This is a genomic window from Streptomyces sp. ISL-11 (genome assembly GCF_018614525.1).
In the GTDB taxonomy this organism is placed as follows: Bacteria; Actinomycetota; Actinomycetes; order Streptomycetales; family Streptomycetaceae; genus Streptomyces.
Genome location: NZ_JAGGOL010000102.1, coordinates 24,361 through 35,909 on the forward strand (window position 1 = coordinate 24,361; position 11,549 = coordinate 35,909).

Annotated in this window: 7 protein-coding genes and 1 rRNA gene; 4 read left to right on the plus strand and 4 right to left on the minus strand. The window is 72.5% G+C overall.

Translation table 11 applies throughout. The features are described from left to right. Positions 1 to 89 precede the first annotated feature (89 nt). Complete coding sequence (locus J7E86_RS21125; RefSeq protein WP_215083296.1) at positions 90 to 2,453, minus strand: glycoside hydrolase family 31 protein; 2,364 nt, start codon at positions 2,451 to 2,453, stop codon at positions 90 to 92. Between the two features lie 204 nt (positions 2,454 to 2,657). Between J7E86_RS21125 and J7E86_RS21130 the strand changes: the two genes are divergently transcribed. After that, on the plus strand, positions 2,658 to 4,667 hold the full coding sequence (locus J7E86_RS21130) for an acetoacetate--CoA ligase (RefSeq protein WP_215083297.1): 2,010 nt from the start codon (positions 2,658 to 2,660) through the stop codon (positions 4,665 to 4,667). A gap of 130 nt (positions 4,668 to 4,797) precedes the next feature. Here the strand turns inward: J7E86_RS21130 and J7E86_RS31910 are convergent, their stop codons facing one another. Beyond that, positions 4,798 to 6,117 (minus strand): aminotransferase class I/II-fold pyridoxal phosphate-dependent enzyme, encoded by a 1,320-nt coding sequence (locus J7E86_RS31910; RefSeq protein ID WP_215083298.1) that lies wholly within the window; start codon positions 6,115 to 6,117, stop codon positions 4,798 to 4,800. A gap of 50 nt (positions 6,118 to 6,167) precedes the next feature. Here J7E86_RS31910 and J7E86_RS21140 point away from each other — a divergent pair, with 50 nt between their 5' ends. Both J7E86_RS21140 and J7E86_RS21145 read left to right on the plus strand, forming a co-directional pair. After that, a complete protein-coding gene (locus J7E86_RS21140; RefSeq protein ID WP_285439735.1) occupies positions 6,168 to 7,406 on the plus strand; it encodes an MFS transporter in 1,239 nt (412 codons plus the stop codon). A 22-nt stretch (positions 7,407 to 7,428) separates the two neighbouring features. Next, positions 7,429 to 8,331, plus strand: a complete 903-nt coding sequence (locus tag J7E86_RS21145; RefSeq protein ID WP_215083299.1) for a hypothetical protein — start codon at positions 7,429 to 7,431, stop codon at positions 8,329 to 8,331. A gap of 111 nt (positions 8,332 to 8,442) precedes the next feature. Here J7E86_RS21145 and ptsP read toward each other — a convergent pair whose 3' ends face one another. Together ptsP and J7E86_RS21155 are read right to left on the minus strand one after the other, a co-directional pair. Then, positions 8,443 to 10,113 (minus strand): phosphoenolpyruvate--protein phosphotransferase, encoded by a 1,671-nt coding sequence (gene ptsP / locus J7E86_RS21150; RefSeq protein WP_215083300.1) that lies wholly within the window; start codon positions 10,111 to 10,113, stop codon positions 8,443 to 8,445. A gap of 87 nt (positions 10,114 to 10,200) precedes the next feature. Next, a complete protein-coding gene (locus tag J7E86_RS21155; protein ID WP_215083301.1) occupies positions 10,201 to 10,650 on the minus strand; it encodes a PTS glucose transporter subunit IIA in 450 nt (149 codons plus the stop codon). 737 nt (positions 10,651 to 11,387) lie between these two features. Between J7E86_RS21155 and J7E86_RS21160 the strand changes: the two genes are divergently transcribed. Beyond that, positions 11,388 to 11,549, plus strand: a 16S ribosomal RNA gene (locus J7E86_RS21160); the annotation flags it as partial.

An 11,549-nucleotide genomic window follows, 5' to 3' on the forward strand; every position in this document is an offset into this window, starting at 1 on the left:
TGCCTCGCCGGGATCAGCCGTGCTCAGGAGACCGTGCGCTCCCTCTCGCGGGTCCCTCGCGTCCCTGCCGTCCGTTCCGCCTCACGCGGTCACCCGTCGTCCTTCACCCCGCGCACCCGCACCGGATACGTCACCTCCGCCGAGCCCTCCTGCTCCACCGTCACCGCCCCGCCCCGCAGCCGCGTCGTGAAGCGCACCACCTCCACCGGCTCCCCGCCGTCCCCCGCGTCCGGGATCAGCACCCCGCCGCCCGTACGCCCGGCGGCGGGCGCCCACACCTCCAGCTCGACCTGCCCGTCCACACCGGCCACCGGCAGCACCGCACCCGCCCGCGCCAGCACCGGGATCCGCGACAGCGGGGCGTCCAGCAGCACCTGCCCGGGCCCCTCGTGCGCCCGCCCCGTCACCGTGTCGTACCACCGCCCTCGCGGCAGCCGCACCGCCCGCCGGTCCGCGCCCTGCTCCAGCACGGGCGCCACCAGCAGCGAATCACCCAGCAGGAACGCGTCCTCGCAGTCCCGCAGCGCCCGGTCCTCGGGCGAACGCCACCACACCGGGCGGACGTACGGCGCCCCGGTGCGCCGCGCCAGATGCGCCAGCGTCACGAAGTACGGCAGCAGCCGGGCCCGTTCCCGCAGCGCCGCACCCGCGTGTTCGAGGGTCTCGGCGCCGAACTCCCACGGCTCCCGGCGGCCCGCGAAGAACGCCGCGTGCGTACGGAACAGCGGCAGGTACGCGCCCAGCTGGAACCAGCGCAGATACAGTTCCGGCGACGGCGACCCGGTGAACCCGCCGATGTCCGGACCGGAATACGGCACCCCGCACAGCCCCAGGCCCAGCACCAGCGCCAGGGACGCCCGCAGCCCCGGCCAGCCGGTCACCACGTCGCCGGACCACGTGCCGCCGTAGCGCTGCATGCCCGCCCAGCCCGACCGCGAGAACAGGAACGGCCGCTCGTCCGGCCGCAGCGCCCGCAGGCCCTCGTAGCCGGCTCGCGCCATGGCCATCCCGTACACGTTGTGTGCCTCACGGTGGTCACCGCCCCGGCCCTCCAGGGCGTGCCGGGCCGACAGGGGCAGCGTCGGATCGCCGAACGCCGCGAACGACACCGGCTCGTTCATGTCGTGCCAGAAACCCGCGAAACCCTGCGCCAGCCGCTCGGCGTACAGCTCGCCCCACCAGGCACGCACCCGTGGATCGGTGAAGTCGGGAAAGACCGCCTCGCCCGGCCACACCAGCCCGCGCACCTCGCGCCCCCGGCCGTCCCGGACGAACGCGCCCGCCTCCTTGCCGCTGTCGTACATGGACAGGCCCGGCTCGGCCTTCACCGCCGGGTCCACGATGGACACCAGCCGCACGCCCCGCTCCCGCAGGTCGGCCGCCAGACCGGGCAGATCGGGGAACGCCTCGCGGTCCACGGTGAAGACGCGGTGCCCCCGGTAGTGATCGATGTCCAGGTGCAGCGCCGACAGCGGCAGTCCCCGCTCGACGTAGCCCGCCACCACCCGCCGCACCTCGCGCTCGCTGTCGAACCCCCACCGTGCGTGGTGGTGACCCAGCGCCCAGGCGGGCGGCACCGCCGCGCCCCCCGTCAGCGAAGCCCAGCCGTGCAGCACGCGCGCGGGGGTGCCCACGATCACCCACGAGCGCAACGGCCCGCCATCCATCCGCAGCTCGCAGCGGCCCGGCCGGTCGTGCCCCGAGCCCGCGCCCTCCTCGCCCTCCCACAGCGTCACCCGGCCGTCCCAGGAGTTGTCGTGGAAGGCCAGGTGCGTGCCCGCGTCCGCCACCACCAGCTGCACCGGCATCGTGATGTACAACGGGTCCCGCTCCGGTCCGAACGGCCCCGGATCGGTGTTCCACAGCCGATACGAGCCGTCCCGCAGCCGCGGCCCCGCGGCCCTGCCGCCCAGCCCGAAGAACCGGGCGTCCGCCGCCACCTCCGAACGCTGCGTCCACCGCGGCGCCACCGCCTCACCGGCGGCCGGACCCACCGGCTCCCACCAGCGCGGCGGCAGATCGCGCCGCAGCAGCACACCGCCGGGCGTACGCACCTCCACCCCTCCGTGCCGGCTCACGACCACCAGCACCCGCTCGGAGACCACCCGCCAGCCGCCGTCCTTGTCCGGCTCCAGCACGGCCCGCTCGTCCACCTCCGGCACCGGTCCGCCCAGCGCGTACGACGGCTCCGGCCCGGCACCGTCCCAGCCGCAGAACACCGCACCGCCCGCCGCCACCCGGACCAGCAGTGACGACCGCGCGAACCGCACCACCCCGCCGCCCGGCCCCGGCTCGGCCCCCAGCGCCGTGCCCGGCACCCGCGCCCGCTCCGCGCCCGACCGCGGCAGGCCCGCCGCGTCCGTCCGCCGCCTGCGCCACGCGGCCCGCACGGACCGCAGCCCCTGTGCCGTCCCGACCGCCTTCATCAACCGCCGCAGATCCCGCGCATCCATGCTGCTCACCCTGCCATCGCGGGCCCCGGGTGCGTGGTGCGTTCAACTGTCGTTCACCCCGCCGGAAACCTCACGGCCTCCACGGGTTTTCCACAGGGCTGGTGCACGAGTCGATCACATGGCATCGTCCTCGTCAGCCGCGTCCCGCGCAGAACCCGCCGGAGCGCGGCGACGCCCACGACGCGTACAGCCGGGAGCAGCCAGATGACCACCGCACCGCCGCCCGCCACCCAGTCGGAACCCCTGTGGGCCCCCGGCCAGGACCGCGTCGCCCGCGCACAGGTCACCCGCTTCCACGCCTGGGCCGCCGAGCGCCACGGCGCGCCCGCGCCCGTCCCCGGCGACCCCGCCGTGAGCTACGCGGCACTGCACCGCTGGTCCGTGGAGCGGGTCGAGGACTTCTGGCAGGCCCTCACCGAATGGTGCGACGTCCGCTTCTCCAGCCCGTACGAGCAGGTCCTCGCCGACCCGGCGATGCCCGGCGCCCGGTGGTTCCCCGGCGCCCGCCTCAACTACGCCGAGCACGCCCTGCGCGCCGCCGAGGACCCCGCCCGCGCCGACGGTCCCGCCCTCCTGCACGTCGACGAGAGCTGCGAGCCGCGCCCGGTGAGCTGGGCCGAGCTCCGCGCCCGGGTCGGTTCCCTCGCCGCCGAGCTGCGCCGCCTCGGCGTCCGCCCGGGCGACCGCGTCAGCGCCTACGTGCCCAACGTCCCGCAGGCCGTCGTCGCCCTGCTCGCCACCGCCGCCGTCGGTGGAGTGTGGACCTCCTGCGCGCCCGACTTCGGCGCCCGCAGTGTCCTGGACCGCTTCCAGCAGGTCGAGCCCGTCGTGCTGTTCACCGTGGACGGCTATCACTACGGCGGCAAGCGGCACGAGCGGACCGCGACCGTCGCCGAACTGCGCGCGGGGCTGCCCACCGTGCGCGCGGTCGTCCACATCCCGCTGCTGGGCACTCCGGCCCCCGAGGGCGCGCTGGAGTGGGACGCCCTGACCTCGGCCGACGTCGAGCCGGTCTTCGAGCAGGTGCCCTTCGACCACCCGCTGTGGGTGCTGTACTCCTCGGGCACGACGGGCCTGCCCAAGGCCATCGTCCAGTCCCAGGGCGGCATCCTCGTCGAGCACCTCAAGCAGCTCGCCCTGCACTGCGACCTCGGCCCGGACGACCGCTTCTTCTGGTACACCTCCACCGGCTGGATGATGTGGAACTTCCTCGTCTCCGGCCTCCTGGTGGGCTCCACCGTTGTCCTCTACGACGGCAGCCCCGGCTATCCGGACACCGCCGCCCAGTGGCGGATCGCCGAACGCACCGGAGCCACCCTCTACGGCACCTCCGCCGCCTATGTGATGGCCTGCCGCAAGGCCGGCGTCCGCCCCGGCCGTGACTTCGACCTCTCCCGCGTCAAGTGCGTCGCCACCACCGGCTCACCGCTGCCGCCCGACGGCTTCCGCTGGATCCACGACGAGGTCGCCGAGGACATGTGGATCGCCTCGGTGAGCGGCGGCACGGACGTGTGCAGCTGTTTCGCGGGGGCCGTCCCGACGCTGCCGGTGCACATCGGCGAGCTCCAGGCACCCTGCCTGGGCACCGACCTCCAGGCGTGGGACGCGCACGGCGGGCCCGTCGTCGACGAGGTCGGCGAGCTGATCGTCGCGGGTCCCATGCCGTCCATGCCGATCCACTTCTGGAACGACCCCGACGGCAGCCGCTACCGCGACAGCTACTTCGACATGTTCCCGGGCGTCTGGCGCCACGGCGACTGGATCACCCTCACCTCGCGCGGCAGCGTCGTCATCCACGGCCGCTCCGACTCCACCCTCAACCGCCAGGGCGTCCGCATGGGCTCCGCCGACATCTACGAGGCGGTCGAACGGCTCCCCGAGATCCGCGAGTCCCTCGTCATCGGCGTCGAACAGCCCGACGGCGGCTACTGGATGCCGCTCTTCGTCCACCTCGCACCCGGCGCCACCCTCGACGACGACCTCCTCGACCGCATCAAGCGCACCATCCGTGAACAGCTCTCCCCGCGCCATGTCCCCGACGAGGTCATCGAGGTCACCGGCATCCCGCACACCCTCACCGGCAAGCGCATAGAGGTCCCGGTCAAGCGCCTCCTCCAGGGCACCCCTCTGGAAAAAGCGGTCAACCCGGGCTCGGTCGACAACGTCGGCCTCCTCCACTTCTACGAAAAGCTGGCCCGCGAGCGCACCAACTAAAGCCCGCCCGCACCAACTAAAGCCCGCCCGCACCAACTAAAGCCCGCCCGCACCAACTAAAGCCCGTCCGGCGATTGAGGACAACAAGACCAGCCCCCACTCAGCCGCACACAGACCCGCACACCCACCCTCACCCCCCATACGTGTCCTGCCGCTCACCCAACGCCGCCGCGAAATCCGCCGCGAACCCCACCGCCTCCTCCACCCGCAACTCCGCCGTAGTGATCCGAACCCCCGGCCCCGCCGCAAGGCGGAACCGCGTACCGGCGGCCACCCACCACCCCGCCGACCGCAGACCATTGACGACCGCCGCCTCGTCCCGCACCGGCACCCACACGTTCAGCCCGCTCGCCCCGTGCGCGGCGATCCCGCGCCGCGCGAGCTCCCGGATCAGCGCCCGGCGCCGTAGCGCGTACGTCTCACGGGCCTCGGCGACCAGCGCCTGCGTCGCCGCGTCGGTCAGCAGCCCGGCCACCGCCTCCTGCAGGGCGTGGCTCACCCAGCCGGAGGTCAGCAACAGCCGCCCGTCGTGCCGGGCCAGGGTGGTGGCGTCGCAGGCCAGGGCCGCCCACCGCAGGTCCGTGCCCAAGTACTTGGTGACGGTACGGACCTGGGCCCACCGCGCCGTTCCCCGCGCGGCCAGGCTGTGCAGCGGCACGCCCGCGATCTCCGCCGTGTGATCGTTCTCGATCACCAACACGTCCGATGCCTCGGCCAGAACCTCCGCCAGCGCGTCCCGCCGCTGTGGTGAGAAGCACCCGCCGTACGGATTCTGCGACCGCGGACTGTAGACCACCGCCCGGACACCCGCACGGAGGGCCGCCCGCAGCGACTCGGGCCGCATCCCCTCGTCGTCGACCGCCACCGGCACGGACCGGAAGCCCAGCGCGGGCACGAGGTCCAGCATGTGGTGGTAGCCCGGATCCTCCATGGCCACCGTGTCACCCGGCCGCAGCTCCACGGACAGCAGCCGCGCCACGCAGTCGAGCGCGCTGTGCGCGAAGGTCACATGACCGGCCGGCACACCGTCGCGCTCGTACCAGGCACGGACGAGCTCCTCCAGCCGCGCCACCCGCGGCGACGAGCGGTGCGAGCGCGCCCCCGGCGTCACCCGCAGGGACGGCAGCCCCTGCGGGAGGAACGTCTCGTCGGGATGGCCGCCCGCCAGGTCGCGCAGCCCCTCCGGCACCCTCGGCGGCCGCCGGGAGGTGACCGCCGGGCCCTCGGCCACCACCGTCCCACCACGCCCGCGCGTGGTGACGATGCCGCGCCCGCGCAGCTCCTTGTACGTGGCCGCGACCGTGCCCGGACTCACGCCGAGCCGCTCGGCCAGCGTGCGGACGGGCGGCAGGGCGCTGCCGGGCGGGAGGGACCCGTCGGCGACACCGCGTTCGATCGACGCGGCAATCCCCTTGGCGTTCGTACCCGTGAACTCATATTGTGTTGCCACAGATCTGAGTATGTATCAATACAAAAGTTGGGTCAAGGGGGATCACGTACATGCGCATACCCGGGGGAGCGGACGGCCGCCGCATGCTGGCCGTCACCTGCGTCGACAAGATCGGCTCCGGCCTCTGGGGGGCCACCGCAGCCCTCTACTTCACCTACGTCGCCGGACTCGGCACCGCCGAGATCGGCCTCCTCCTCGGAGCCTCCGGAGCCATCGGCATCGCGGGCCCACCGCTCGGCGGCTTCCTCGCCGACCGGGTTCCCCTCCGGCCCCTGCTCATCGTCATCCAGATCGTGCGGGCCGCCGCCTCACTGGCCCTCCTGACCACCACCGACCTGTTCGCGCTGCTCGCCATCGCGGCCGCCGGCAGCCTCGGCGACCGCGCCTCCGCCGTGCTCACCAAGCTCTACGCGACCCGCGTCGCCGGCCCCGACCGCGCCCGGTACCAAGCCCTCAACCGCACGTCCTCGAACATCGGCTGGGCCGTCGGCGGACTGGTCGCCGCCGCGGCGCTCACCGCGGGATCGGCCACCGTCTACCGCGGCCTGCTCGTCGGGGACGCGCTCTCCTTCCTCGCCGCCGCCGCGCTCACCCTCCGCTGCGGCGAACCGCCGTCCGCCTCACGGCTCGTCACCACCGGGCCCAAGGCTCCTGACGCGACATCACCGGCCAACCCCTGGCGCGACCGCCGCTACCTCGCCTACACCGCCACCGAAGCCGTCCTCTTCCTCGACGACTCCGTCTTCAAGATCGGCCTCGCTCTGTGGGCGGTGACGGCCACCACCGCACCCCATGGCCTGGTCCCCCTGCTCCTCGTCCTCAACAACGTGCTCGTAATCTGCTTCCAGGTCCCCTTCGCCCGCTTCGGCACCACCCGGCACGCCGCCCGCAGGGCACTCCTGCCCCTGGCCGCCGTCTTCCTCGCCGGCGGAGCCGCCTTCGCCGCGTCGGCCACCGGCACCCCATGGCTCGCCGCCGTCGCCCTCACCCTGGCCGCCACGGCCTTCACGGTCGCGGAAATGCTCCACGCCACCGTCTCCTGGGAACTCTCCGTATCCCTCGCCCCGCCCACCGCGCAGGGCGCCTACCTCGGCGTGCACGGCCTCGCCCAAGCCGTCCAGCGCAGCGTCGGCCCCTTGGCCGTGACCGCCGCCATCGCCGTCGGACCGGCCGGCTGGCTCGCCTTCGGCACCGGCCTCGCCGCGATGTGCTGCGCGCAGTGGCGCCTGGTGCGGGACCCTGACGACCGGGCGTTGTCAGTGCCGTCGGTTACGGTGAGTGAGCACTGATCGTTCGCGCTGAGGGGGAATCATGGCGCACGCCAGGAACGGCGGCAATCGACAACTGACGGCGCGGCGCGCACTGCGCCGCGAAGTGCCCAGCACCGTGGCCGTGCTGGCCGACGAGGCCGACTTCGCCGCCATGCGGCGTTACGACACCTTCCACTTCGACGACCACGCGACGTACTTGCGGCAGATGGAGGGGCTGCTGCGCACACTGACCAGACAGGGCACGCACACGAGCGTCGCCCTCTTCGACCCCGTCGGCTACGAAGAGTTCTGCGCCGGCGCCCACCTCGACCCCGACACCCCGGCCAGCCGCACGCGGTACACGGCGGAGGTCGCCGCGGCGGGCACCAAGGTCGCCTACGAGGGCCAGCCCATCCGGCGCCTGCTGCCGCAGCTCATCGACGAGGCGGAACAGCGGGCCACCTGGGAATACGCCTCGTCCGTCCTCACCCGTGGCGGCGACTGCGCCGCCTGCGGCGAGGACACCGGCCGGTCGGCCTTCGCCCGTGCCACCCAGGCACTGCGCCGGCTCCTCCGCGCCGTCGGACCCGGCGCACACCACCTCGTGTGCAGCGTCCAGGCCGAAGGCGACATCCCACTCGTCGCCGTACTGCACGCCGCCCACGGTGAGGACGGCCCGCCGCGCCTGGACGAGGCGGCCGCTCTGGTCTTCTGCACGGTGCTGGCCGCCGGCATCGCCACCGGCCGCCCCGGCGGTGTCGTCCTGCGCACCAGCGTCCCCGGCGGACGCGACACGGTGCGGGGCTGGAGCCTGCGCGACGGCTGGCCGAGGCCCCTCAGCGAGGCGGAGGTCTTCGCCGCCTACTGCACGGACGCGCGGACCGGCGACCCCGTACCACCCGAGCCGGGCGTCGACTACCGCGCGGGCCTGCCCGTCGCGGAACCGGACGGAGGAGAGGAATGACAGAAACAGAAAGGGAAGAACGGGCGAGGACGGTCTGAGCCGCCGAAAACGAAAGGTGCCCCGCCGTCCGGCGGGGCACCTCACGTCAACGGGCGCGTCGGCGCCGCCGGCTCACTCGCCGGACAGCACCGCCTGCGCGGCCACACGGGCCTCCTCGGCGGAGTCCGTGGCACGAGCCGCGGCGGCGGCCCGCTCGCACTGCGCCAGCGTGTGCTTGGCCAGGGTCGCGCGCACATAGGGGATCGACGCGGCACCCATGGACAGGCTCGTCACGCCCAGGCCGGTCAGCACGCAGGCCAGCAGCGGGTCCGAGGCGGCCTCACCGCACACGCCGCAGCTCTTGCCCTCGGCCTTGGCGGCCTCGGCCGACGCCGCGACGAGGTCCAGCAGCGCCGGCTGCCACGGGTCCTGGAGCCGCGACACCGCGCCGACCTGACGGTCGGCGGCGAAGGTGTACTGCGCCAGGTCGTTGGTGCCCAGCGACAGGAACTCGACCTCCTGGAGGATCGAGCGCGCCCGCAGCGCCGCGGAGGGAATCTCCACCATGGCACCGAACTTCGCCCGCAGTCCGGCCTCCCGGCACGCGTCCGCGAACGCCTTCGCGTCCGTGCGGTCCGCCACCATCGGGGCCATGACCTCAAGGTAGACGGGCAGCCCCTCGGCGGCCTTGGCCAGCGCGGTCAGCTGCGTGCGCAGCACGTCCGGGTGGTCCAGCAGCGTCCGCAGTCCCCGCACACCGAGCGCCGGGTTCGGCTCGTCGGCCGGCGTCAGGAAGTCGAGCGGCTTGTCCGCGCCCGCGTCCAGCACCCGCACGACCACACGGCCCTCGGGGAACGCCTCGAGCACCTTGCGGTACGCCTCGACCTGCTTCTCCTCGGACGGCGCCTTCTTGCTGTCGTCCAGGAAGAGGAACTCGGTACGGAACAGACCGACGCCCTCCGCACCGGCCTCGACCGCCGCCGGCACGTCCGCCGGGCCACCGACGTTCGCGAGCAGCGGCACCTTGTGCCCGTCGGACGTCGCGCCCGGACCGGACGAGGCGGAGAGCGCGGCCTTGCGCTCTTCCGCGGCCCGCGTCAGCTCCGCACGCTTCTCGTCACTCGGGTCGACGAAGATGTCGCCCGTGCTGCCGTCCACGGCCACGACCGTGCCCTCGGCCAGCTCGCCGGCGCCGGGCAGCGCCACGACCGCCGGTACACCGAGCGCCCGCGCCAGGATGGCGCTGTGGCTGGTCGGCCCGCCCTCCTCGGTGACGAAACCGAGCACCAGCGTCGGGTCGAGCAGCGCGGTGTCGGCGGGAGCGAGGTCCCGCGCGATCAACACGTACGGCTCGTCGCTGTCCGGCACACCCGGCATCGGCACACCCAGCAGACGGGCGACGATACGATTCCGCACGTCATCGAGGTCGGCCACCCGGCCGGCCAGGTACTCGCCCGCGTTGGCGAGCAGCGCCCGGTAGGCGGCGAACGCGTCGTACACCGCGCGCTCGGCGGTGCTGCCGACGGTGATGCGCCGATCGACGTCGGCCATCAGCTCCGGGTCCTGAGCCATCATGGCCTGGGCCTCGAGCACGTGCTGGGCCTCGCCACCGGCCAGGTTGCCGCGCGCGATGAGGTCGGCGGCGACAGCCTCCACGGCCTGGCGTGCGCGCCCCTGCTCGCGCGGCGCCTCATCGGCCGGGATCTGCTTGGCCGGCGGTTCCAGAACCGCCGTGCCCATGTGCCGCACCTCGCCGATCGCCACACCGTGGCTCACGCCGACGCCTCGCAGCGTTGTCTCCATTTCACCCGTCTCCGGTTGATGCGGCGGCTCGGGCCACCGCGGTGGATGTCGTACGTGCCGTCCCTCGTTCTCGGGGACGGTGTCGGCTCACCGCCAGCTGAAGAGCGAGTCGCCGGCCTTGATGTCGCCGTCCTCGACGACGTCGCCGAGCGAGTCCGCGGTGGCCTCCAGTGCGACGACCGGGCAGATCGGCGACTTGCCGGCCTGCTCGACGGCGACGGGGTTCCAGCGCACGATTTCCTGCCCGCGCGTAACGGTGTCGCCCTTGTTGACGAGCAGCTCGAAGCCCTCGCCGTTGAGCTGCACGGTGTCGATGCCGAGGTGCGTCAGCACCCCGTGCCCTTCACCGTCGACGACGACGAACGCGTGGGGGTGCAGCGAGACGATGACGCCGTCGACGGGTGAGACCGCGGCAGACGGCTCGCGCACGGGGTCAATGGCGGTACCGGGTCCCACCATCGCGCCGGAGAAGACCGGATCGGGCACTGCCGCGAGTCCGATGGCACGTCCGGCAAGCGGGGACGTCACGGTGGTCATGGGAAGCCTCCCAGGGGTGGAGATTCATCACGCGCCGTCACTGCCTGTCCTGGACGGCGCACTGGTCAGAAGCGTATGTCATAAGAATCGGGGGTTCCGCACGAGCGCGGACCGCGCGGCGGAACTCTCCGTGACCACGGACGCGGCCTCGGGAGGAGCCATGGATCCGGCCCTTGACGTGACCGTGTCCATGGAGGTGGAGATGGAGGTGGGGGTGGACCAAGGAAGGGGTCGAGGCGGGCTCCGGAATCGATTTGCCTCGCCCGAGCCAGGAGATGTACTGTCAGATCCCTGCCCACGACCGAGGCCCGCAGACAACTGCGAGCAAGGCGAGGGCGGAACCTATCGGAAATGATCCTTTCCCGGATCTGCTTCTGTGTGCCCGTGTGTCCATAGTGACTACGGAAACCGGAGCAGTAAGGGAGCGGGAAAACTCCTGATAGAGTGGTGGAACACCGAAGGGAAGCGCCCGGAGGGCCCGGAAACGGGACCAAAGGAAGCGTCCGTTCCTTGAGAACTCAACAGCGTGCCAAAAGTCAACGCCAGACTATAAAATACCCCGTCTCCGGTCCGTATGGATCGGGACGCGGTTCCTTTGAAAGTCCTGTCGGTCCCTTGTGGACGGGCAGGCAACACACAGCGAGGACGCTGAGCACGACCGGGCTTATTCCGCCTGGTTGTGCCGCTCAACGCGAGTGTGAACCCGCAGTTTTTAATTAAACGCAGCCGGGTAAACATTCACGGAGAGTTTGATCCTGGCTCAGGACGAACGCTGGCGGCGTGCTTAACACATGCAAGTCGAACGATGAAGCCCTTCGGGGTGGATTACTGGCGAACGGGTGAATAACACCTGGGCAATCTGCCCTTCAATCTGGGACAAGCCCTGGAAACGGGGTCTA

Coding starts and splice junctions, on each gene's coding strand:
- J7E86_RS21155 (WP_215083301.1), bottom strand. CDS start 10,650: ATGACCACCGTGACGTCCCCGCTTGCCGGACGTGCCATCGGACTCGCG.
- ptsP (WP_215083300.1), bottom strand. CDS start 10,113: ATGGAGACAACGCTGCGAGGCGTCGGCGTGAGCCACGGTGTGGCGATC.
- J7E86_RS21125 (WP_215083296.1), bottom strand. CDS start 2,453: ATGGATGCGCGGGATCTGCGGCGGTTGATGAAGGCGGTCGGGACGGCA.
- J7E86_RS21140 (WP_285439735.1), top strand. CDS start 6,168: ATGCGCATACCCGGGGGAGCGGACGGCCGCCGCATGCTGGCCGTCACC.
- J7E86_RS21130 (WP_215083297.1), top strand. CDS start 2,658: ATGACCACCGCACCGCCGCCCGCCACCCAGTCGGAACCCCTGTGGGCC.
- J7E86_RS21145 (WP_215083299.1), top strand. CDS start 7,429: ATGGCGCACGCCAGGAACGGCGGCAATCGACAACTGACGGCGCGGCGC.